Genomic DNA, 22,635 nt, shown 5'->3' with positions numbered 1-22,635 from the left:
GACTGCGGCATGGGGTTTTCCGGCCCGGGGAGTCGGGGCTGGGGCCGGGTGGGTGCGCAGCCCGGCGGAGCGGGGTCCCCCCACTCTCGGCTTCGCTCGAGCGGGGGGACCCCCACCGCCCACCCGTGCCGCCCCAGCGGCACGATTGCCCGCAGCTAGGGCGGGCCTACTGCGTCACCGTGAAGTTGCGCAGGATCGCCGCCGTCAGGTCCGGGTCGCCCTCTGTCTTGAGGCGGTCGGACACCGCCTCCGGCGTCACGCGGCCGCAGGCCAGGCGGACGTAGGTCTCCCAGTCGAGGGTGAGGGTCGCGGCGGGGCCGAGGGCGGGGGCCGTTTCGAGGGTGCCTCGGCCCTGGATGTCGACGCGGATCGTGCGCAGGAACTCGATGGGGCCGTGCACATCGAAGACGACGGCCGAGCTGCGCGGCGCCTGGGCGTTCTCGGCGACCACGCGCGGGAGTTCGGAGAGCAGCACGTCACGGGCGACGTGCGCGCCGGGGGAGTCGAGGTTGCCGGGCCGGCCGAGGGCGGTGCGCAGGTCCTGCTCGTGCATCCACACGTCGAAGGCGTGCCGGCGCATGGACTCCTCGAGGGTCAGCTCCGTGCCGAGCGGGCCGCGCACCTTGGTGCCCGGGTCACGCGACTCGTTCCGCAGCTGGCGGTTGCGGCGGATGATCACGTACTCCAGCTCGGAGGTCATCTCCGGGGCCGTGTGGTGGCGGCGGACGTCGACCTGCATCTCCATGTAGCGCTGGTGGTCGTTCGTCACGTGGAAGAGGTCGCGCGGCAGTGTGTGGATGGGGCGCGGGTCGCCGAGCATCTCGCAGTCCAGGCCGATGACATGGGAGACCACGTCCCGCACCGACCACCCGGGGCACGGCGTCCGCCGGTTCCACTCGGCCTCCGCGAGCGGCTGGAGCAGCTCGGATATCGCATCGATGGAGTGGGTCCAGGCGTCGGCGTAGGGCTGGAGGGTGGGATGCAGACTCACGGAACGGGACCCCTCGGCGGTCGGTGCACGGGCAGGTGGTGGCGGCGTTGCCAGTGGGAGGTGGCGGCTGTCGGCGGGTGTCTTGGCAGCTAAGTTACGCTGCTGTGAGGCACCCCGGCAGTGCTTTCGTGTGACGATCGTAGGCCCGGGGGGAAGCCCACGTGGACGGGTCGAATGCCAGGACGGTGGTAGTGTGCGCGCCTCTGTGATCCAGATCGCCGTAGATGAGGGCGAATCGGTCGAATCGCGCCGACGGCGGATGGCGTCGCTCGTCCGGGACCAGGCCGGTGCCGATCTCGTCGTCCTGCCGGAGCTGTGGACCACGGGTGCGTTCGCCTACGAGGAGTTCGGGCGCGAGGCCGAGCCGCTCGAAGGGCCGACGTACGAGGCGATGGCGAAGGCCGCGAGCGACGCGGGCGTGTGGCTGCACGCCGGCTCGATCCCCGAGCGTGACCCGGACGGACCGCTCTACAACACCTCCCTCGTCTTCTCCCCCTCCGGCGATCTGGCCGCCGCCTACCGCAAGATCCACCGCTTCGGCTTCGACAAGGGCGAGGCCGTGCTGATGGGCGCGGGTGCGGAGCTGGTGACGGTGCGTCTGCCCGAGACCGTCCTGGGCCTGTCCACCTGCTACGACCTCCGTTTCCCCGAACTCTTCCGCGGTCTCGTCGACGCCGGTGCCGAGACGCTCGTGGTGTCGGCGGGCTGGCCGGAGCGCCGCCGGTCCCACTGGACGCTGCTGGCCCAGGCGCGGGCCGTCGAGAACCAGTCGTTCGTCGTCGCGTGTGGAACGGCCGGGACGCACGCCGGAGTTCCGCAGGCCGGTCACTCGATCGTGGTCGACCCCTGGGGCGAGGTGCTGGCCCGGGCCGGCGCCGACGAGGAGGTCCTCACGGTGGAGTTCGACCCGGGGAAGATCGCGACGACGCGGGAGCAGTTCCCGGCGCTGAAGGACCGGCTGCTGGGACTGGAGCCCCCGCGCAGGCCCTGACAGCCGGGGGGCCCGCTCTCAGTCCTCCCGCTCCTTCTCCGCCAGGTGGATGACGCACACCGCCACGGCGATCAGCAGCGCCGGATCGGCGTCCTCGCGGACGACGTCCACGCCGTAGGTGTCCCGCAGGGTCAGCCAGCGCCGGGAGATCACCGCGAGCAGCTCCCCGTCGTACTCGACGGCGAACTCCCGGTCGAGGATCTTGCCGCTGACGTCCAGTTCGTTGCCGTCGGCCAGGGACACCCGGTAGTGGTTGCGCAACAGGGACAGCCGTTTCCTGCGGATGGTCGCCAGCGGCTCCCCGGCCCGCTGGAGCACCATCGTGTCGCGCAGGGCGAGCATCTTCTGGTGGATGTCGACGAGGACGCGCCCCTGGGCGTCCTTCAGCTCCCAGGTGTCCCGCACCCGCAGCGCCTTGCCGTCGACGAGGAACACCTTGCTGCCGCGCTCGTCCTCGATCCAGTAGTCGTCACCGAAGCCGAGGAGCCGGTCGTACACGAGGAATCTCATGAAACCAGGGCTTCCCCGCGGCCCGTTTTGAAACGCCGCCGATAGGCCGACGGGCTGAGTCGGCTGTCAGTGACGGATGGCACCCTGGAGGGATGGATCACTCCGCACCCCGACGCGCCCGCGTCCGCGCCCCCGAGCTGATCGGCAAGGGCGGCTGGCTGAACACGGGCGGGCAGCAGTACACCCTCGCCGACCTGCGGGGACGCATCGTCATCCTGGACTTCTGGACGTTTTGTTGCGTGAACTGCCTGCACGTTCTGGACGAGCTCCGGGAGCTCGAGGAGAAGCATCGGGACACGGTCGTCGTGATCGGGGTGCACTCGCCGAAGTTCGTGCACGAGGCCGAGCATCAGGCCGTGGTGGACGCGGTGGAGCGGTACGGGGTGGAGCATCCGGTGCTCGACGACCCGGAGCTCGCGACCTGGAAGCAGTACGCCGTGCGGGCCTGGCCGACGCTCGTGGTGATCGACCCCGAGGGATACGTGGTCGCGCAGCATGCCGGTGAGGGGCATGTGCACGCCATCGAGCGGCTGGTGGCGGAGCTGGAGACCGAGCACGCGGCGAAGGGGACGCTGCGGCGCGGGGACGGGCCGTATGTGGCGCCGGAGCCGGAGCCGACGGTGCTGCGGTTCCCGGGGAAGGCCGTGCCGCTGCCGTCGGGGAACTTCCTGGTCAGCGACACCACCCGCCATCAGCTGGTGGAGCTCGCCGAGGACGGGGAGAGCGTGGTGCGCAGGATCGGTTCGGGTGCGCGTGGGTTCGTTGACGGCTCCGCCGACGAGGCCGCCCTCAACGAGCCGCAGGGGCTCGCGCTCCTCGACGACGGCTCCGTGGTCGTCGCCGACACCGTCAATCACGCGCTGCGGCGGCTGGACCTCGCCACCGGCGAGGTCACCACCCTCGCCGGCACGGGCCGGCAGTGGTGGCAGGGCTCACCCGCCTCGGGCCCGGCCCGCGAGGTCGACCTCTCCTCCCCCTGGGACGTCGCCTGGTGGCAGGGGAAAGTATGGATCGCCATGGCCGGTGTGCACCAGCTGTGGGCGTACGACCCGGTCGAGGGGACGGTGGCCGTCACGGCCGGTACGACCAACGAGGGGCTGGTCGACGGGCCGGGCGGCGAGGCCTGGTTCGCACAGCCGTCCGGGCTGGCCGCGACACCGGAGCGGCTCTGGCTCGCCGACTCCGAGACATCGGCCCTGCGCTGGGTGGAGCCGGACGGTTCCGTCCACACGGCCGTCGGCACCGGCCTGTTCGACTTCGGGCACCGGGACGGCGCGGCGGAGCAGGCCCTGCTGCAGCACCCGTTGGGTGTCACCGCGCTGCCGGACGGTTCGGTCGCGGTCAGCGACACGTACAACCACGCCCTGCGCCGCTACGACCCGGCGACCGGCGAGGTGACGACCCTGGCCACGGACTTGCGCGAGCCCAGCGACGCGGTGCTCGCCGGCGACGACATCGTGGTCGTGGAGTCGGCCCGGCACCGGCTGACCCGGCTGCGGCTGCCCGAGGAAGCGGTGCGGGTGCCGGACGTGGCCCACCGCACGAGGCGGGAGGCCACCGAGGTCACCGCCGGGCGGCTCCAACTGGACGTGATCTTCCAGGCCCCGGCGGGCCAGAAGCTGGACACCCGCTACGGTCCCTCGACACGCCTTCTCGTCTCGGCCACCCCGCCGGAGCTGCTGCGCAGCGGCGAGGGCGCGGGAACAGACCTCTCCCGCGCCCTCGAACTCGACCCTGCCGTTGAGGAGGGTGTACTGCACGTCTCCGCGATGGCCGCCTCCTGCGACGACGACCCGTCGAACGAGTATCCCGCCTGTCACGTCCACCAGCAGGACTGGGGCGTACCCGTCCGCCTCACCGAGACGGGGGCGGACCGGCTGCCGCTGGTGCTGGCCGGGATGGATGCCTGATGTGTCGGCGCGTCACACCCCGTACCCGTCGCTGTAGCCGTCGCGGCGGTGGTGCACCGCCGGGTCCTGGACGACGCCGGGCGTCGTCGGGGGCACCACCACGCGGCGGCGCCTGGCGATACTGCTGAACGTGGTGACACCGATCAGTCCGACGATCATCAGGATGATGCCGACCAGGTCGAGGTTGACCCCCTGCATGTCCCAGTCGGTCGCGAACGTGAGGATGGCTCCCACGGCGATGAGGATGATGCATCCGCCGAGGCCCATGTTGTGTCGCCTCCCTGTACGGTCCGGTCCTTCCGGTCCGCACCCCGGGTACCCCGGTGGGGAACACCCATGCGGTGACGGCCCGTTCTACCTCTCCAGGAACGCGGTGAGCGCGTTCGCCAGGAGGAACGGGTCGTCGGCGCCGCACAGTTCGCGGGCGCTGTGCATCGACAGGATGGCCACGCCGATGTCGACGGTCCTGATGCCGTGCCGGGCGGCGGTGATCGGGCCGATCGTGGTGCCGCAGGGCATGGAGTTGTTGGAGACGAAGGACTGGAAGGGCACGCCCGCCTGCTCGCAGGCCGCCGCGAACTCGGCGCGTCCCGAACCGTCCGTGGCGTAGCGGTTGTTGACGTTGACCTTGAGGATCGGGCCGCCGTTGACGCGCGGGTGGTGCGTCGGGTCGTGCCGCTCCGCGTAGTTGGGGTGGACGGCGTGACCCGTGTCGGAGGACAGACAGACCGTGCCGGCGAAGGCGCGGGCCCGGTCCTCGAGGGAGCCGCCGCGCGCGAACACCGAACGCTCCAGCACGTTGCCGAGCAGCGGCCCGTCCGCGCCCGTGTCGGACTGGGAGCCGTTCTCCTCGTGGTCGAAGGCGGCCAGGACCGGGATGGAGACCGGCTTCGACGCACCGGAGGCCACGGCCGCGAGAGCCGCCGTGCCGGCGTGCACCGAGAGCAGGTTGTCCATGCGCGGGCCCGCCAGCAGTTCGCGGTCGCGGCCCAGGTAGGCGGGCGGTTCCACGGAGTGCGTCATCAGGTCCCAGCCGGTGACCTCGCCCGCGGGGAGGCCGGCCGTCTCCTCCAGGAAGGCGATCAGGTCGCCGTCGCGCACATCGTTGCCCAGGCCCCAGACCGGCTGCAGGTGCCGTTGCTTGTCGAGCTTGAGCCCGTCCGCCGTCACCGAGCGGTCCAGGTGGATGGCGAGCTGCGGGACGCGCAGCAGCGGCCGGTCGATGTTGACCAGGCGCGTCGAGCCGTCGCGCAGGGTCAGCCGGCCGGCGAGGCCCAGGTCGCGGTCCAGCCAGGAGTTGAGCAGCGGTCCGCCGTAGATCTCCACGGCCACCTGGCGCCAGCCGTGCGCCCCGCTGTCGGGCAGCGGCTTGACGCGCAGGTTGGGGGAGTCGGTGTGGGCGCCGACGATCCGGAACGGCGTGTGGGGCGTGGCGCCCTCCGGCACGTACCAGGCGACGATCGCGCCGCCGCGCAGCACGTACTTGCCGCCGTGCGTACCGTCCCAGGCGTCCGTCTCCGCGACCTGCCGGAAGCCCGCCTTCTCCAGCCGCTCGGCGGCGGTCGCCACGGCGTGGTACGGCGACGGGCTCGCCGCCAGGAAGGTCATGAGGTCGTCGGTGTGGCCGCGGTCGAAGCGGGCTGGTTCGCTCATTCAGATGCCTCCGAGGAGACCCCCGCCTTCAGGCGGAGGAGAAATCGGACTCCTGCGGAACAGGCAGGGAGCTGTGACGTGCCGTCGGGGCGAATCATGGTACTCCGTACCGCAGGTGGGTCTTTACTTACTGGGGTGCTAGTTTGTGAGCGTGCCCACAGTGTGCGTGAAGCGGGCGTTCAAGTACCGCTTCTATCCGACTGATGCGCAGGCAGCCGAGCTGTCGCGCACGTTCGGCTGTGTGCGGAAGGTCTACAACATGGCCCTCGCGGCCCGCACCGAGGCGTGGGCGCGTCAGGAGCGCGTGAACTACAACCAGACCTCGGCCCTGCTGACCGCGTGGAAGAAGACAGAGGAACTGGCCTTCCTGAACGATGTTTCGTCCGTGCCGTTGCAGCAGTGCTTGCGGCATCTTCAGACGGCGTTCACGAACTTCTTCGCCAGGCGAGCGAAGTACCCGCGCTTCAAGTCGCGGAAGAAGTCCCGGAAGTCCGCCGAGTACACCACGTCCGGATTCCGCTTCCGGCAGGGGAAGCTGACCCTGGCGAAGATGACGGAACCGCTGGACATCGTCTGGTCCAGGCCGATGCCCGAGGACGCGGAACCGTCCACTGTGATCGTCTCTCAGGACGCGGCCGGACGCTGGTTCGTGTCCCTGCTGGTGGAGGACCCGTCCGTCACACCGCTCCCCGCAACGGATCAGGCCGTCGGTGTGGATGTGGGCCTTGATCATCTGTTGACCCTCTCCACCGGGGAGAAGATCGCCAACCTCCGTCATGAGCGCCGCGACCGTGCCCGCCTGGCCAAGGCCCAGCGGGAGCTGTCCCGCAAGGCAGCGGGGTCGAACAACCGGGCCAAGGCCCGCAGGAAGGTCGCGAAGGTCCACGCCAGGATCGCCGACCGGCGCCGCGACCACCTGCACAAGCTGACCACTCGACTCGTGCGTGAGAACCAAACGATCGTGATCGAGGACCTGACCGTGCGCACCATGGTCAAGAACCGGAGCCTGGCCCGCGCCATCTCGGATGCCGCCTGGGCCGAGTTCCGAAGCCTTCTGGAGTACAAGGCCGCCTGGTACGGGCGGGAAGTGATCGCGGTGGACCGCTTCTTCCCCTCGTCCAGGCTGTGCTCCGCCTGCGGCGCGCTCGCCCGGAGCATGCCGCTGCACGTGCGCACCTGGACGTGCGACGGCTGCGGAACGACCCACGACCGGGACGCGAACGCGGCGAAGAACCTTCTGGCCGCCGGGCTGGCGGTGACAGTCTGTGGAGCCGGTGTAAGACCTCAACGGAGTACTCCGAGCGGGCAGTCGGCGACGAAGCAGAAACCTTCACAGCGCAAGCCGTGAGAACCCTCCAGGAGAGGGAGAAGCCAAGGGTTCACCTTAACGACACACCCACCGACGGACGACGAGGCCCGCTTCCGGTCTGACGGAAGCGGGCCTCGGACAGATGACGTGGGCGACTAGAACGCGGCCTCGTCCAGCTCCATCAGGTCCAGCTCGACACCCTCGGCGAGCTTGCGCGCGCCGGTGACGCCCGGCAGGACGTTGGCCGCGAAGAACCTCGCCGCGGCGATCTTGCCGGTGTAGAAGGACTTGTCCTTGGCGGAGGCCGTCTCCAGCTTCTCGGCGGCGACCGCCGCGCCCTTGAGCAGCAGGTAGCCGACGACGACGTCACCGGAGGCCATCAGCAGGCGGGTGGTGTTCAGGCCCACCTTGTAGATGTTCTTGACGTCCTGCTCGGTGGCCGCGAGGTCGGTCAGCATCAGGCCGACGATCGCCTCCAGCTCGACGGCGGCCTTCGCGAGGTGCTCGCGGGCACCGGCCAGCTCCTCGCCGCCCTCACCGAGCGCCAGGAACTTCTTGATGTCCTCGGCGAGGGAGTTCAGCGCGGCGCCCTGGTTGCGGACGATCTTCCGGAAGAAGAAGTCCTGGCCCTGGATCGCCGTGGTGCCCTCGTAGAGGGTGTCGATCTTGGAGTCCCGGATGTACTGCTCGATCGGGTACTCCTGCAGGAAGCCGGAGCCGCCGAAGGTCTGGAGCGACTGGGCGAGCTGCTCGTAGCCCTTCTCGGAGCCGTAGCCCTTGACGATGGGCAGGAGCAGGTCGTTCAGGGCCTCCAGGTCGGAGGCGTTCTCGCCCGCGGCCTCCTTGACCTGGATCTCGTCCTGGACGGAAGCCGTGTAGAGGACCAGCGCCCGCATGCCCTCCGCGTACGCCTTCTGCGTCATCAGCGAGCGGCGCACGTCGGGGTGGTGGGTGACGGTGACCTTGGGCGCGGTCTTGTCCATGAAGTTCGCGAGGTCCGGGCCCTGGACGCGCTCCTTGGCGTACTCCAGCGCGTTCAGGTAGCCCGTGGACAGCGTGGAGATCGCCTTCGTGCCGACCATCATGCGGGCGAACTCGATGATGCGGAACATCTGGCGGATGCCGTCGTGCTTGTCGCCGATCAGCCAGCCCTTGGCGGGGTGCTGGTCGCCGAAGGTCATCTCGCAGGTGTTGGAGGCCTTCAGGCCCATCTTGTGCTCGACGTTCGTGGCGTAGGCGCCGTTGCGCTCGCCCAGCTCGCCGGTCTCGAAGTCGAAGAGGTACTTCGGGACGAGGAAGAGGGACAGGCCCTTGGTGCCGGGGCCGGCGCCCTCGGGGCGGGCCAGCACGTAGTGGAGGATGTTCTCCGACATGTCGTGCTCACCGGACGTGATGAAGCGCTTCACGCCCTCGATGTGCCAGGAGCCGTCCTCCTGCTGCACGGCCTTGGTGCGGCCGGCGCCCACGTCGGAGCCCGCGTCGGGCTCGGTGAGCACCATCGTGGAGCCCCACTGCTTCTCCGTGGCGACCTTGGCTATGTGCTTCTGGACCTCGTTGCCCTCCTCGAAGAGGATGCCCGCGAAGGCGGGGCCCGAGGAGTACATCCAGACGGCCGGGTTGGCGCCCAGGATCAGCTCGGCGTACGCCCAGATCAGGGAGCGGGGCGAGGTGGTGCCGCCGATCTCCTCGGGGAGGCCCAGGCGCCAGTACTCGGAGTCCATGAAGGCCTGGTAGCTCTTCTTGAAGGACGCCGGGACCGGCGCGGTGTTGGTCTCCGGGTCGAAGACCGGCGGGTTGCGGTCGGCGTCGATGAAGGACTCGGCCAGCTCGTTCTCCGAGAGGCGGGTCAGCTCCTCCAGGATGCTCTTCGCGGTCTCGACGTCCATCTCCTCGAACGGACCGGTGCCGTACAGCTTGTCCCGCCCGAGTACTTCGAAGAGGTTGAACTCGATGTCGCGGAGATTCGACTTGTAGTGCCCCATGGCGACGGCTCCCGGCTCCGTAGAGAGATCGGCGAGGCACTGGATCCTCGCGCTAGTTCACGTACCAACAAGTAGCTACGATGATGCTACCCGTCGGTAATAAGAAGCAACCCCAACCTGTCATCTGTGACAGGTCACACCGGAACGGTCAGTGTCGCGGTGTAGCCGTCCCCCGCACTCCCGGTCATCGTGGCCAGCTGACGGTCGTAGCCGTCGCTGAAGATGCCGTCGCTCTCCAGCGAGAGGCCGCTCAGGTTCCGGACACTCTCGCCGTAGCCGTCCGTGGCGTACACCGTGTCGCAGACGTCCTTCGGGAAGGCGAGCTGCGAGGTGTTCGTGATCGATGTGGCCGCCGTGGCGTCGGCCAGGCTGTCGTAGACCTCGAAGTGGAGGTGCGGCCAGCGGCCCTGGTAGCAGCCTGGGAAGACGCTCCTGAAAGTGACCCGGCCCGCGTCGTCGGTCTCCTGGACGCCGCGCAGGTAGTTCTCCTCGGTGACGCCCTCGGAGTACAGGGAGTAGGCGCCGTCCCGGTCGCAGTGCCACAGGTAGACGGCGGCGCCCCGCTTCGGGGCGTCGCAGCCGGAGGCCGCGTCCACCACCGTCAGCGTGATCGTCAGGGGTATGCCCTCGGCGGTGCCGCCCGCGGAGTCGCCGAAGCTGCGCGTGATGTCGCTGCGGACGACCCCGCTCTCCTTCAGGACGTTCACACCGTTCGAGCCGTCGCCGGGGAACGGACCGGCCGTCTCCTCCGGGATCGCCGCGCACCCGGACGGCGACGAGGAGGAGGGTGACGAGGAGGGCGACGCGGAGGTCTCCCGCTCTGACGTGCAGCCCACCAGCGGAATCAGGCCCGCGCCCGCCACCAGCCGGATCATCCGGCGGCGGGCGAGGACGGGGAGGTCGTAGGAGAGGCCTCTGTCGTGTTCGTGCGGGCCTTCGGCCTGGTGTCCGTTCATGGCACCGACGCTATGAGCGGCGGCCGCGGCAATCCATAGCCGCGGCTGTCAAGTCACTGTCGAGTCGCTGTCGGTTCGCCAGGACTGCCGTACCGGCCCGTGCGCCCGGCCGCTCTCGGTACGCTTGCGCCCATGTACGGCTACGACCAGACAGCGGGTGCGCAGTACGCCCCTCCGCAGCAGCCGATGTCCGGCGGATACGGGCAGCAGCCGCCGCTGTACCCCGAGCCGTCCCCGCCCTCCCTCACGGACGCGGTGCGCGCGTTCACGACCGGGCAGATGGCCGCCGAGGACTTCCAGCAGGCCTTCGCCACGTCGAAGGTCTACTGCCCGCGCGGCGACAACCCCGGCTTCCTCGCGCTGCACAACACCCAGCAGCCGGTGATCCCGATGTTCAGCACGCTCAAGGAGCTGCGCCGGTACGCGGGCAAGGAGTCCAAGTACTTCGTGATCACCGGTTCCGAGGTGCTGGACCTGCTGCCGACCGGCTACGGGTTCGTCCTCGACATGGAGGGCGAGCACCGGATGGTGTTCGACGCGAAGGCCGTCGAGCAGATGGTCGAGTTCGCGATGCGCCGGATGTATGGCGGCTGACCTGCCTTATTTCGGCAGGCGCAGTGCCAGGCCGTCCAGGACGACCTCCAGGCCGTAGGCGAACTTGTCGTCCCGGATCCGGGCGGGATCGATGGCCTGGTCCGCGGTCCTGGCATCGGCGGCCGCCAGGTGGTCGTAGCCGGCGGAGGCCTCACGGGCCGCGGGCAGCAGCCGCGCGACGAACTCCGGCTCGGTCTCGCCGGAGCGGGCGACCGTGGTGAGCCAGGCCGCCTCCGTGGTGCTCATGCCGATGACGTACGAGAAGACCGCGTCGATCGCTCGGCTCGGCTCGGGGAACCCCGCCGCGGTGAACAGCGCCGCGAGTCGCTCGGAGAAGGTCATGTAGTTGGGCCCGAGGTAGGCGAGCCCGGCCTGGCCCAGGACCAAAGTCAGCCAGGGGTGCCGTAGCGCCGTCGTACGGAAGGATCCTGCGGCCTCGGTCACCGCCGCGCGCCAGTCGGGGCCGCCGGCCGGCGGAACGTGGATCTCGGCGGCGACCTCGTCCACCGCGAGCTCCATCAGCTCGTCCTTGGTGGCGACGTGCCGGTACAGGGAGGTCGCGCCGGCGTTCAGGCGGGCGCCTAGCTTGCGCATGCTGAGCGCCTCGATGCCGTCGGCGTCGAGCATCGCGATCGCCTCCCGCACGATCGCGTCGCGGCTGAGCGCGGGCTGGTCGGGGCGGCGCTGCTCGCGGGTCCACACGGACGGGATCGGGTTCTTCGCCGTCGTCTCCGTCGTCTTCGTGCTCTTGGGCATCGACACTCCTCCTGGCGCTCGGTGCTGGCTTTGCGAACAGCGTGCGCATTCAGCGTACAGAACTCAAGGGTTGCGCACACTGTTCCGCTGTGCGTACAGTGTTCGCATCGAAGGAACGGTGTTCGCGGGAGGGGAAACAGACATGGACGCTCGTAATCCACGCCGCTGGTGGATCCTGGTGGTGCTCTGCCTCAGCACGCTCGTGCTGGTCGTCGACAACATGGCGCTGACGGTGGCGGTGCCCACGCTGACCGAGGACATCGGGGCGAGCGCCCAGAGCATGCAGTGGATCCTCGACTCCTACATCCTGGTCTTCGCCGGACTGCTGCTGACCTCGGGAAGCCTGGGGGACCGGTTCGGGCGCCGGAAGGTGATGCTGATCGGCCTGATGCTCTTCGGGGCGGCCTCCATGGGGGCGGTGTTCTGCTCCACACCGGGTGAGCTGATCGCGGTGCGGATCGTGATGGGGGTCGGCGGGGCGCTGATCATGCCGTCGACGCTGTCCATCCTGATCACCGTCTTCGACGAGGACGAGCGGCCCAAGGCGATGGCGGCCTGGGGCTCGGTGTCGATGCTGGGGCTGGTCGGCAGCCCGGTCCTCGGCGGTGTGCTGATCGACCACTTCGCCTGGCAGGCGATCTTCCTGATCAACGTGCCGATCGTCGCCCTGGCGCTGCTGGCCGGTGTGCTGCTGATGCCGGAGTCCAAGGCGCCCTGGCAGAAGCCGGACCCGCTGGGCGCGGTGCTGTCCGCGGTGGGTATGACGGCCCTGGTGTGGTGGATCATCGAGATTCCGCAGCACGGCGCGTTCGAGGGCCGTTCCCTGCTCGTCCTGGCCGTCGCGGTGGTCGCCCTGGCCGGCTTCGTGATCTGGGAGAACGTCACCCGCTCGCCGATGGTCCCGCTGGTCCTCTTCAAGAACCGCAACTTCAGCGGTGGCTCGCTCTCCCTGTCGCTCGTCCAGATCGGCAACGCCGGCCTGCTGCTGGTCCTGACCCAGTACCTCCAGTTCGTGCTCGGCTACTCCGCCGTCAAGGCGGGCCTCGCCTTCCTGCCGCTGGCCGTCGCCGCGCTGGCCGGCAACGCCGCCGGGGCCCAGCTCGCCGTGAAGGCCGGGAACCGGATCGTCATCCTCGCCGGGATGCTGCTCATGGCCGCCTCCTTCGGGCTGCTGACCACGCTCGACGCCGACAGCGGGTTCACAGTCCCGGCCGTGGCGCTGGGGGTCCTCGGTCTGGGTGCGGGCCTCGCGATGCCGGCCGCGGTGGCCGCGCTGATGGGCACCATCCCCGAGGACAAGGCGGGCGTCGGCTCGGCCCTCAACGACACCATCCAGCAGTCCGGCACCGCCCTCGGTATCGCGATCCTCGGCTCCCTGCTCTCCAGCGGCTACGCCGACGCGATGCCGGCCGGCGCTCCCGGGCAGGCCAAGGAGTCCATCGGCGGGGCCCTGGCCGTCGCCGGCGGCGACGCGGGACTGGTCCGGGCGGCTCGCGAGGCCTTCACCGCCTCGATGTCGACGACCTTCACGATCAGCGCGATCGGTGTCCTGGCGGCGGCCGTGGTGGCCACGCTGGTGATGCGGGACCGCAAGGCCGAGCCCTCCGGGATCGAGAACGAGGAGCACCGGCTGGCTGCCTGACACCGGCACGGACGAAGGCCGGCACCCCTGTTCGGGGTGCCGGCCTTCCGTGATGTCGGCGTCATGTCGGTCTTCCGGGGTTCGGGCCGTCCTCCGCTGGGAATGTCCTCCCGGTTTTCTCTGTTTGGGGTGGCAGAAAGTTCAACGCTCAACTAAACTGGGCGTACACGAGGAGGAACCGACATGCCTGCAGTGACCGTCGAGAACCCGTTGACGCTGCCCCGCGTGACCGCGCCGACCGACGCCGTGGCACGTCCCGTGCTCGCCGTCACGACCGCTCCGAGCGGTTTCGAGGGCGAGGGCTTCCCGGTGCGCCGGGCTTTCGCGGGGATCAATTACCGTCATCTCGACCCGTTCATCATGATGGACCAGATGGGCGAGGTGGAGTACGCGCCGGGTGAGCCGAAGGGCACGCCCTGGCACCCGCACCGCGGCTTCGAGACCGTCACGTACATCATCGACGGGATCTTCGACCACCAGGACAGCCAGGGTGGCGGCGGCACCATCACCAACGGCGACACCCAGTGGATGACCGCGGGCTCGGGCCTGCTGCACATCGAGGCCCCACCGGAGCATCTCGTCATGTCCGGCGGGCTCTTCCACGGCCTCCAGCTGTGGGTGAACCTCCCGGCCAAGGACAAGATGATGGCCCCGCGCTACCAGGACATCCGCGGCGGCTCGGTCCAGCTGCTCTCCACCCCCGACGGCGGCGCGCTGCTGCGGGTCATCGCCGGTGAGCTGGACGGGCACGCGGGCCCCGGCATCACGCACACCCCGATCACGATGGTCCACGCGACGCTGGCGCCGGGTGCGGAGCTCACGCTGCCGTGGCGCGAGGACTTCAACGGGCTGGCGTACGTCCTGGCCGGCCGGGGCAGCGTCGGCGCCGACCGCCGCCCGGTCCACACGGGCCAGACGGCCGTCTTCGGCACGGGTTCCTCGCTGACCGTCCGCGCGGACGAGAAGCAGGACTCGAACACGCCGGACATGGAGGTCGTTCTGCTCGGCGGACAGCCGATCCGCGAACCCATGGTCCACTACGGCCCGTTCGTGATGAACACCAAGGACGAGCTCATGCAGGCCTTCGAGGACTTCCAGAAGGGCCGGCTGGGCACGGTGCCGGCCGTGCACGGGATGTCCGAGGCCGGCCCGCAGGACTGACACCGACACCACCCGGAGGGGGGCGCCGCACGCGCGGCGCCCCCCTCCGGCGCTGGCGCCGGGCGGTCCGGGCCCAACGGTGGGTCTTCTCGGCCGGATGGCCGGATGGCCGGATGGCCGGGGGGCGGGGCGGCCCGGTGGCCCGGTGGCCCGGTGGCCCGATGGTGGGTCTGCCCGTTCGGGCCGCCTCAGACGCGGAAGTCGCGCTGTCGCTGTCGCTGTCGCTGTCGCTGTCGCTGTCGCTGTCGGCAGCGGTGGCGGGCCTCGGCGTCCCGGTGGCGTCGGCGGGCCCAGGTCGCGTGTCTGTGCAGGCGGCGTCGCAACCTGAACCGGCGATCCGGGCCGACGGCGCTGACACCCCGTCACCCGGCCGGGTTGTTCCGGCGGGACGGGGCGTTCGGGGCGTGGTCGGGTAGAGGGGTGCAGGACTCCGATCCGAACGCGGCCGGGGCCGGGACGCTGCTCCCGGACCCCCTCCGGCGCCTGGCCGCCTGGTGCGCGCTGCTCCTGCTCGTCTCCGGGGTCGTCTACGTCGGGATCCGGCTGTGTGACGAGTTCCGGACCGCTGTCGTGCCCGTGCTGCTCGCGCTGCTGGGGACGGCGCTGCTCGGGCCGTTGCACCGGCGGCTGGTGAAGGCCGGGGTGCAGCGGTCGGTCGCGGCCGGGCTCACGTGTGTCGCCGTGGTCGCCGTGGTGGGCGGGGCCGTGTACATCGTGGTCGCCGCGCTGATCGACACGGGGGACGAGATCGTCGCCTCGCTCAGACAGGCCGCGCGCGGTGTCTCCGAGCACTTCGGGGCCGCCGGGACCTCGCTGGACGACCTCGCCTCCAACGCGCGGGAGCTGCTGGGCAAGTTCGGCGGCACCGCCGCCTCCGGTGTGATCAGCGGGGTCAGTGTCGTCGGCGAGTCCCTCGCCATCGCCGTGCTCGCGCTGCTGCTCGTCTTCTTCTTCCTGCGCGACTCCGACAAGGCCACCGCGACCCTGCGGGCCCTGGCTCCCCGGGGTTCGGCCGACACCCTGGAGGCCATGGCCCGGCGGGCCTTCCACGCCGTCGAGGGGTTCATGCGCGGCACGACGTTCATCGCGCTCATCGACGCCCTCTGCATCACCGTGGGGCTGCTCGTCCTGGACGTGCCGGGCGCGGCGGGACTGGGCGCGCTGGTCTTCGTCGGGGCCTACATCCCCTACCTCGGCGCCTTCATCTCCGGCGCCGTGGCCGTGCTGGTCGCGCTCGCCGACCGGGGGTTCGTCATCGCGCTGTGGGTGCTGGGGGTCGTACTCGCGGTGCAGGTGCTGGAGGGGCATGTGCTCCAGCCGGCGATCCAGAGCCGGACCGTGCAGATGCATCCGGCGGTGGTGATGGTGACGATCACGGCCGGCGCGTCCGTCGCCGGGGTGCTCGGCATGCTGCTAGCCGTGCCGCTCACCGCCGCCGCCTTCGGCGTCCTCCAGGAGTTGCGCACCCGCTACGGCGACCAGGAGCCGTCGCCCGGGCCGTCCACGGACTCGTAGAGCTCGAACCAGATGCTCTTGCCCTCGCCCCGGGGGTCCACCCCCCAGGCGTGCGCGAGCAGTTCGATCAGCACCAGACCGCGGCCGGAGGACGCCAGCTCCCCTGGTCTGCGCTTGTGCGGCAGGTCGTCACCGCCGTCCGTGACCTCGATCCGCAGCCGCCGCTCCCCCACCGCGCCGGTGATCTCGGCGACGAGCAGCGCGTCGGAGTCCGTGTGCACGAGGACGTTCGTCAGCAGCTCGGACAGCAGCAGTACCGCCGAGTCGAGCTGGTCCGGCGAGGCCCAGTCGTGCAGCAGCTCGCGCAACTGCTGCCGGGCCGCCCCGACCCGCTCGGGCTCGGCCTGCGCGACCGTCAGCACCGTACGCCGCACCGGGCGCGCCGCCGTCATGGTGTCGCCGCACCCGCAGCCCTCGCCCTCGCGGCTGAGCAGCAGCATGGCGATGTCGTCCTCGCGGCGGTCGGTCAGCGGGCCGGTGGTGTGGTGCGAGGACGGCCCGTGCACGGCCTGCACCAGGGTGTCGGCGAGTTCCTCCAGATCGCCCTTGTGCTCCTCCAGGAGCACGCGCAGCCGCCGCCAGCCGGTGTCCAGGTCGTGGCCGCCGGTCTCGATCAGGCCGTCCGTGCAGATCAGCATGGTCTCGCCGGGTTCCAGCGCCAGCCGGGTCGTGGGGTAGTCGGCGTCCGGGTCGATGCCCAGCGGCAGGCCGCCCGACGTCGGCCGCGTCAGCACCGTGCCGTCGGCCATCCGGAACGCCGGGTCCGGGTGCCCGGCACGCGCGATGTCCAGCACCCCCGTCGCCGGGTCGACCTCGACGTACACGCAGGTCGCGAAGCGCGGGTCGGACGGGTCCTCGTCGCTGATGCCGTGCAGGAAGCGGGCGGCGCGGGACAGCACCGCGTCCGGCCGGTGCCCCTCCGAGGCGTAGGCCCGCAGGGCGATCCGCAGCTGGCCCATCAGGCCCGCCGCGTGTACGTCATGACCCTGGACATCGCCGATGACCAGCGCGAACCGTCCGCTCGGCAACGGGATCACGTCGTACCAGTCGCCGCCGACCTGGAGTCCCCCGCCGGTGGGGACATAGCGGGCGGCGACGCTCATGCCCGGGATGCGCTGCGAACCGAGCCTCGGCAGCATCGTGCGCTGGAGCCCGTCGGTCAGCGCCCGTTCGCTCTCGGCCACGCCCGCCCGGGTCAGCGCCTGCGCCAGCATCCGCGCCACCGTCGCCAGCACGGACCGCTCGTCCGGCGTGAAGGCGACCGGGTAGGTGAAGGCGGCCATCCACGCGCCCATCGTGCGGCCGGCCACGGTCAGTGGCAGGAAGGCCCAGGACCGGCGGCCGAAGCGCTCGGCGAGCGGCCAGGTCAGCGGATAACGGGCCTTGTACTGCTCGGGGGAGGACAGATACACGGCCCGGCCCGTGCGCGCCGCCTCGGCGGCCGGATAGTCCGTGTCCAGCGGCATCTCCGAGAACGGGCTCTCGGCGCCCTGCTGTTGCCCGTGGTGGCCGATGATCGTCAGCCGGTCGCCCGCCACGCCGAACACCGCCAGCCCGTCCGGCGAGAACCCCGGCATCGACAGATTGGCCGTGACCCGCAGCACCTCCTGCGTGGAGCGCGCCTCGGCCAGCGCCCGGCCCGCGTCCAGCAGGAACGCCTCCCGTGAGCGCCGCCAGTCACCGGTGACCGCGCTGCGCCCGGCCGCGGTGCCCGGCGTCGGCTCCGTCACCTCCTGGAGGGTGCCGATCAGCCGGTACGCCTTGTGGACCCGGTCGAAGGACGGCTTGGAGCGGCTGCGGACGATCCGGACGATCCGGCCCTGCTCGTCCATGACGCGGATCCGCACCTCGGCGAGGGTGCCCTCGGCGACGGCGAGCTGCACCACGCCGGTGATCTCGTTCCAGTCGACCGGGTGCAGCCGGGCCCGGGCCTGGGCCTCGGTGAGGCTGACCTGCTCGGCGGGCAGCCCGAGCAGCCGTGCCGCCTCGGCGTCGACCGTGACCAGCCCGGTAGCGGTGTCCCAGTGCCAGAGGCCGGTCGCGAGGGCGGCGAGGGCCTCCCCCACGGCGGGCAGGGGCTCGCCAGTGCGCATTGCCCTACTTTAAGAAGAGGGGATCGAAGACTGCCACCGATGACTGAAGTGTGCTCGATCGTTAACTGTGGAGAGCCGATCTTGCCCTGCCCGGTACGCTGGGGACCAGTTTCACGTGAAACACAGACCCCGATCAGCGAAGACTGGATGAACGACGATGCATCGGTACAGGTCCCACACCTGCGGCGAGCTCCGCTCCTCTGACGTCGGCACCGACGTCCGGCTGAGTGGCTGGCTGCACAATCGGCGCGACCTGGGCGGCATCCTCTTCATCGATCTGCGGGATCACTACGGCATCACGCAGCTCGTCGCCCGTCCCGGCACCCCCTCCTACGAGGCTCTCGACAAGCTCTCCAAGGAGTCGACCGTCCGTATCGACGGCAAGGTCGTCTCCCGCGGCGCCGAGAACATCAACTCCGAGCTGCCGACCGGTGAGGTCGAGGTCGAGGTCGGCGATGTCGAGCTGCTCGGCGCGGCCGCCCCGCTGCCCTTCACCATCAACGCCGAGGACGGGGTCAACGAGGAGCGGCGCCTGGAGTACCGCTTCCTGGACCTGCGCCGCGAGCGCATGCACCGCAACATCATGCTGCGCACGGCGGTCATCTCGGCGATCCGGCACAAGATGACGGCGCTGGGCTTCAACGAGATGGCGACGCCGATCCTGTCCGCGACCTCCCCCGAGGGCGCCCGCGACTTCGTCGTCCCGTCCCGTCTGCACCCGGGCAAGTTCTACGCCCTTCCCCAGGCGCCCCAGCAGTTCAAGCAGCTGCTGATGATCTCCGGCTTCGACCGCTACTTCCAGATCGCGCCCTGCTTCCGCGACGAGGACGCGCGCGCCGACCGCTCGCCGGGCGAGTTCTACCAGCTCGACGTCGAGATGAGCTTCGTCGAGCAGGAGGACGTCTTCCAGCCGGTCGAGAAGCTGATGACCGAGCTGTTCGAGGAGTTCGGCGGCGGACGCCACGTCACCTCGCCGTTCCCGCGGATCCCGTTCCGCGAGGCGATGCTCAAGTACGGCTCCGACAAGCCGGACCTGCGCGCCCAGCTCGAACTCACCGACATCACCGACATCTTCGAGGGCTCGGAGTTCAAGGCGTTCGCCGGCAAGCATGTGCGGGCCCTGGCGGTGCCGGACGTCTCGGCGCAGCCCCGCAAGTTCTTCGACCAGCTCGGTGACTACGCCGTCTCGCAGGGCGCCAAGGGCCTGGCCTGGGTCCGTGTCGCCGAGGACGGCTCGCTGTCCGGCCCGATCGCGAAGTTCCTCACCGAGGAGAACGTCGCCGAGCTGACCAAGCGCCTGTCCCTGGCCGCCGGCCATGCCGTGTTCTTCGGCGCGGGCGAGTTCGACGAGGTCTCGAAGATCATGGGCGCGGTGCGGGTCGAGGCCGCCAAGCGTGCCGGGCACTTCGAGGAGAACGTCTTCCGCTTCTGCTGGATCGTCGACTTCCCGATGTACGAGAAGGACGAGGAGACCGGCGCGATCGACTTCTCGCACAACCCGTTCTCCATGCCGCAGGGCGGTCTGGAGGCCCTGGAGACCCAGGACCCGCTGGACATCCTGGGCTGGCAGTACGACATCGTCTGCAACGGCGTCGAGCTGTCCTCCGGCGCGATCCGGAACCACGAGCCGGAGATCATGCTCAAGGCCTTCGAGATCGCCGGGTACGACCGCGAGACGGTCGAGGAGAAGTTCGCCGGCATGCTGCGCGCCTTCCGCTTCGGCGCCCCGCCGCACGGCGGCATCGCCCCGGGCGTCGACCGCATCGTCATGCTGCTCGCCGACGAGCCCAACATCCGCGAGACCATCTCCTTCCCGCTCAACGGCAACGCCCAGGACCTGATGATGGGCGCGCCGACGGAGCTGGAGGAGGCGCGGCTGAGGGAGCTGCACCTGTCGGTGCGCAAGCCGCAGCCGAAGTAGTACCTCTGGCGAACTCGTGGGTGGCTCGGAACCGACGCCGGTTCCGAGCCACTTTCGTACCCAGGGCATTTACCCAGCTCTTACCCAGGCTCCTGACAGACGCGCTCCCTAGCTTCGCTTCCCATGACGGGACAGGAAACGGCCCAAGGGCCGAAACACAAACGGGATCTGACACGCCGTAAGGTCGTCGCCGCGGGCGCCGGCGCGGTGGTGGCGGCGGGCGTCGGCGGTACGTTCGCGGCGGGCGCGTTCGCCGGGGAGGAGCCGAAGGCCGCCAAGGGGACGAAGGCCGCCGCGAGCGCCGGCGAGGTCTGCTACAAGCTGACCTCCGAGACCACCGAGGGCCCCTACTACATCGACGCGGACAAGCTCCGCCGGGACGTCACCGAGGACCAGGAGGGCATCCCGCTCACCCTGCGTCTGAAGGTGATCGACTCCGAGACCTGCAAGCCGCTCGCGAACGCCGCCGTGGACATCTGGCACTGCAACGCGCTGGGCGTGTACTCGGGTTACGAGGACATGGGCAGCGGCGGCGGGGGCGGTGGGGGCGGTACGCCGCCCTCCGGTACGCCGACCGGTACGCCCACGGGTCCGCCGCCGGACGGTGGCGGCGGAGGCGGGGGCCATCAGGAGCCCACCGACGACGAGCGCTATCTGCGCGGCACCTGGCGGACGGACAAGCGAGGCTTGGTCGAGTTCCGCACGGTCTTCCCCGGCTGGTACCAGGGTCGCTGTGTGCATATCCACACCAAGGTGCACGTCAACGGCACCTGGACCGACTCCGGTTACGAGGGCGGCACCACCTGCCACACCGGCCAGCTGTTCTTCGACGAGGAGTCCGTGCTGGCCTCCGCCGAGGCCGAGCCGTACTCCACCAACACCACGACCCGCACCACCCTCGACGAGGACACCATCTACCCCGGCAACGGGACCGAGGGCGGGCTGCTCAAGCTCAAGTACCGGAAGAACGCCATCGCCAAGGGCGTCGTCGCCACCCTCACCATGGGCGTCGACCCCGAGGCGACACACGAAGGCACGGATGACGCGGTCCAGCCGGGCGCGTCGGCATCGGCGTCCGCGTCGGCATCGGCGTCCGCGTCGGCCGCCGCGAGCTGACGGAAGGCGTGCATGGGGGCGGGTGTCTACACGCAGCCCGCCCCACATTCACATATATGTACTTCTGCTCAATCCGTTGACCCGGAAGGCGGGCCTCCATAAGGTCCCTTCGAGAACGCGTACGTGATTGCTGTTCACGTATGTGCACATCGAGGGAGACAACGATGTCAGAAGCCGCGACCGCCATACCCGAGGTCGAGCAGCGAGCGGTGAGCAAGTTCCTGCGCCGCATGCTGCCGATCCTGGTCCTGATGCTGCTGGTCAACCAGATGGACCGGACGAACGTGGGCTTCGTCCAGAACGAACTGCGGGCCGACGTCGGAGTCAGCGCCACCGCCTACGGCCTCGGAGCGGGCCTGTTCTTCATCGGGTACGCCCTGTTCGAAGTGCCGAGCAACATGCTGCTGGAGCGGCTCGGTGCCAGGGTCTGGCTGACCCGGATCATGATCACCTGGGGCGCGGTGATCGTGGCGATGTGCTTCATCCACAACGTGTGGATGTTCTACTCGCTGCGGTTCCTGCTCGGTGTCGCTGAGGCCGGCTTCTTCCCCGGTGTGCTCCTGTACTTCACCCAGTGGCTGCCGGACTCCAGCCGGGGCCGGGCCAGCGCGATCTTCCTGGGCGGCTCGGCGACGGCGTACATCGTCACGGGCCCGATCACGGGCGCGCTCCTGGAACTGCACGGCGCGGGCGGCATCGCGGGCTGGCGCTGGATGTTCGCCCTCGAAGGGGCCTTCTCCATCCTGGTCGGCTTCATCGCCGGGTTCTTCCTGGTCTCCCGGATCCAGGACGCCAAGTGGCTCACGCAGGAGGAGAAGGACGCGCTGAGCGATGCGGTGGCCCGGGACAAGGAGGCGCGGGACCGTGCGCCGTCGGTGTCGCGGATGAAGCTGCTCTTCCACCCGCAGGTGGCGGTCCTGACCGCGGTGTTCTTCGCGATGGCGCTCACCGGCTACGCGATCACGTTCTGGCTGCCGAGCCTGGTGGAGGAGATCGGCGGGCTGTCTCCCTTCCAGATCGGCCTGCTGTCGGCGATCCCGTGGATCTGTGCGGTGATCGCGATGTACACGATGAGCCACTTCACCGACCGGGCGCCGGACCGCCGTCCCTATCTGGCGATCGCCCTGGTCCTGTCCGCCATCGGCACGTTCCTCGCCACCCTCGGCTCGCCCTGGTTCGGCCTCGTCGCCCTCACGCTGGCCGCGGTCGGCGGCAAGTGCGCTGCCACGCTGTTCTGGCCGATGGCCCAGTCGGGCCTCGACCTGAAGATCGCCGCGCCGGGACTGGCCCTGGTCAACTCCATCGGCAACCTCGGCGGCTTCGTGTCCCCCACTCTGTTCGGCTACCTCAAGGACACGACGGGCAGCACGAACGGGGGGCTGTACACGCTCTCGGCGGCGTCGATCCTGGCGGTGCTGGGCGTGGCGTTCGTACGGCATACCAACCGGGGCCCCCAGGGCGGCGCCGGGGACCGCGCGACGACGGTGACGGCGAAGCCGGCGGTGGGCGAGGCCCGCTGACCACAGCAGCCTCCG

General features: G+C 70.1%; 18 protein-coding genes. 10 read left to right on the top strand and 8 right to left on the bottom strand.

Annotated features, from left to right (window positions below; all coding sequences use genetic code 11):
- Positions 1-166 precede the first annotated feature (166 nt).
- Positions 167-991: a maleylpyruvate isomerase family mycothiol-dependent enzyme gene (locus ACFT32_RS22550; protein WP_382491974.1), complete on the bottom strand. Its 825-nt coding sequence runs from the start codon at positions 989-991 to the stop codon at positions 167-169.
- A 193-nt stretch (positions 992-1,184) separates the two neighbouring features.
- Between ACFT32_RS22550 and ACFT32_RS22545 the strand changes: the two genes are divergently transcribed.
- Positions 1,185-1,982, top strand: a complete 798-nt coding sequence (locus tag ACFT32_RS22545) for a carbon-nitrogen family hydrolase (RefSeq protein ID WP_382491972.1) — start codon at positions 1,185-1,187, stop codon at positions 1,980-1,982.
- Between the two features lie 18 nt (positions 1,983-2,000).
- Here ACFT32_RS22545 and ACFT32_RS22540 read toward each other — a convergent pair whose 3' ends face one another.
- Positions 2,001-2,492, bottom strand: coding sequence for an LURP-one-related/scramblase family protein (locus ACFT32_RS22540; RefSeq protein ID WP_382491970.1), 492 nt, complete (start codon positions 2,490-2,492; stop codon positions 2,001-2,003).
- A gap of 92 nt (positions 2,493-2,584) precedes the next feature.
- Between ACFT32_RS22540 and ACFT32_RS22535 the strand changes: the two genes are divergently transcribed.
- Positions 2,585-4,402: an NHL domain-containing thioredoxin family protein gene (locus ACFT32_RS22535; protein ID WP_382491967.1), complete on the top strand. Its 1,818-nt coding sequence runs from the start codon at positions 2,585-2,587 to the stop codon at positions 4,400-4,402.
- A gap of 12 nt (positions 4,403-4,414) precedes the next feature.
- Here ACFT32_RS22535 and ACFT32_RS22530 read toward each other — a convergent pair whose 3' ends face one another.
- Positions 4,415-4,669, bottom strand: a complete 255-nt coding sequence (locus ACFT32_RS22530) for a DUF6458 family protein (RefSeq protein WP_382491964.1) — start codon at positions 4,667-4,669, stop codon at positions 4,415-4,417.
- Between the two features lie 87 nt (positions 4,670-4,756).
- Positions 4,757-6,055, bottom strand: a complete 1,299-nt coding sequence (locus ACFT32_RS22525; RefSeq protein ID WP_382491962.1) for a M18 family aminopeptidase — start codon at positions 6,053-6,055, stop codon at positions 4,757-4,759.
- Between the two features lie 145 nt (positions 6,056-6,200).
- Between ACFT32_RS22525 and ACFT32_RS22520 the strand changes: the two genes are divergently transcribed.
- The gene (locus ACFT32_RS22520) at positions 6,201-7,403 is read left to right on the top strand and encodes an RNA-guided endonuclease InsQ/TnpB family protein (RefSeq protein ID WP_382491959.1); all 1,203 of its coding nucleotides are present in this window, start codon (positions 6,201-6,203) and stop codon (positions 7,401-7,403) included.
- A 116-nt stretch (positions 7,404-7,519) separates the two neighbouring features.
- On the opposite strand, the gene ACFT32_RS22515 is transcribed toward ACFT32_RS22520, so the two are convergent.
- Together ACFT32_RS22515 and ACFT32_RS22510 are read right to left on the bottom strand one after the other, a co-directional pair.
- Positions 7,520-9,346, bottom strand: a complete 1,827-nt coding sequence (locus tag ACFT32_RS22515) for an acyl-CoA dehydrogenase (RefSeq protein ID WP_382491957.1) — start codon at positions 9,344-9,346, stop codon at positions 7,520-7,522.
- A 134-nt stretch (positions 9,347-9,480) separates the two neighbouring features.
- On the bottom strand, positions 9,481-10,302 hold the full coding sequence (locus ACFT32_RS22510) for an intradiol ring-cleavage dioxygenase (RefSeq protein ID WP_382491956.1): 822 nt from the start codon (positions 10,300-10,302) through the stop codon (positions 9,481-9,483).
- Between the two features lie 132 nt (positions 10,303-10,434).
- Here ACFT32_RS22510 and ACFT32_RS22505 point away from each other — a divergent pair, with 132 nt between their 5' ends.
- Positions 10,435-10,896, top strand: coding sequence for an SseB family protein (locus ACFT32_RS22505; protein WP_382491954.1), 462 nt, complete (start codon positions 10,435-10,437; stop codon positions 10,894-10,896).
- Positions 10,897-10,902: 6 nt separating this feature from the next.
- Here the strand turns inward: ACFT32_RS22505 and ACFT32_RS22500 are convergent, their stop codons facing one another.
- Entirely contained in the window at positions 10,903-11,652 is a 750-nt protein-coding gene (locus ACFT32_RS22500) for a TetR/AcrR family transcriptional regulator C-terminal domain-containing protein (protein ID WP_382491951.1), read from the bottom strand.
- Positions 11,653-11,794: 142 nt separating this feature from the next.
- Here ACFT32_RS22500 and ACFT32_RS22495 point away from each other — a divergent pair, with 142 nt between their 5' ends.
- From ACFT32_RS22495 to ACFT32_RS22485, 3 genes are all read left to right on the top strand, one after another.
- Entirely contained in the window at positions 11,795-13,294 is a 1,500-nt protein-coding gene (locus ACFT32_RS22495; protein ID WP_382491948.1) for an MFS transporter, read from the top strand.
- A gap of 183 nt (positions 13,295-13,477) precedes the next feature.
- Positions 13,478-14,455 (top strand): pirin family protein, encoded by a 978-nt coding sequence (locus tag ACFT32_RS22490; protein ID WP_382491946.1) that lies wholly within the window; start codon positions 13,478-13,480, stop codon positions 14,453-14,455.
- Positions 14,456-14,875: 420 nt separating this feature from the next.
- Positions 14,876-15,970, top strand: a complete 1,095-nt coding sequence (locus ACFT32_RS22485) for an AI-2E family transporter (RefSeq protein WP_382491945.1) — start codon at positions 14,876-14,878, stop codon at positions 15,968-15,970.
- Here the strand turns inward: ACFT32_RS22485 and ACFT32_RS22480 are convergent.
- On the bottom strand, positions 15,925-18,063 hold the full coding sequence (locus tag ACFT32_RS22480; protein WP_382491942.1) for a SpoIIE family protein phosphatase: 2,139 nt from the start codon (positions 18,061-18,063) through the stop codon (positions 15,925-15,927). The two genes, ACFT32_RS22485 and ACFT32_RS22480, sit on opposite strands and share 46 nt — an antisense overlap.
- Positions 18,064-18,220: 157 nt before the next feature.
- On the opposite strand from ACFT32_RS22480, the gene aspS reads away from it, so the two are divergent.
- The 3 genes from aspS to ACFT32_RS22465 all read left to right on the top strand — a co-directional run bounded on the left by aspS (position 18,221) and on the right by ACFT32_RS22465 (position 22,620).
- Positions 18,221-19,984 (top strand): aspartate--tRNA ligase, encoded by a 1,764-nt coding sequence (gene aspS, locus ACFT32_RS22475; protein WP_382491939.1) that lies wholly within the window; start codon positions 18,221-18,223, stop codon positions 19,982-19,984.
- 123 nt (positions 19,985-20,107) lie between these two features.
- A complete protein-coding gene (locus tag ACFT32_RS22470) occupies positions 20,108-21,100 on the top strand; it encodes an intradiol ring-cleavage dioxygenase (protein ID WP_382491938.1) in 993 nt (330 codons plus the stop codon).
- Positions 21,101-21,264: 164 nt separating this feature from the next.
- Positions 21,265-22,620, top strand: coding sequence for an MFS transporter (locus tag ACFT32_RS22465; RefSeq protein ID WP_382491935.1), 1,356 nt, complete (start codon positions 21,265-21,267; stop codon positions 22,618-22,620).
- The last annotated feature ends 15 nt before the right edge of the window (positions 22,621-22,635 follow it).

The organism is Streptomyces sp. NPDC057002 (assembly GCF_042673825.1).
GTDB lineage: Bacteria > Actinomycetota > Actinomycetes > Streptomycetales > Streptomycetaceae > Streptomyces.
Note: the sequence above shows the minus strand (reverse complement) of the source record. Positions and strands in the feature narration are given on the sequence as shown.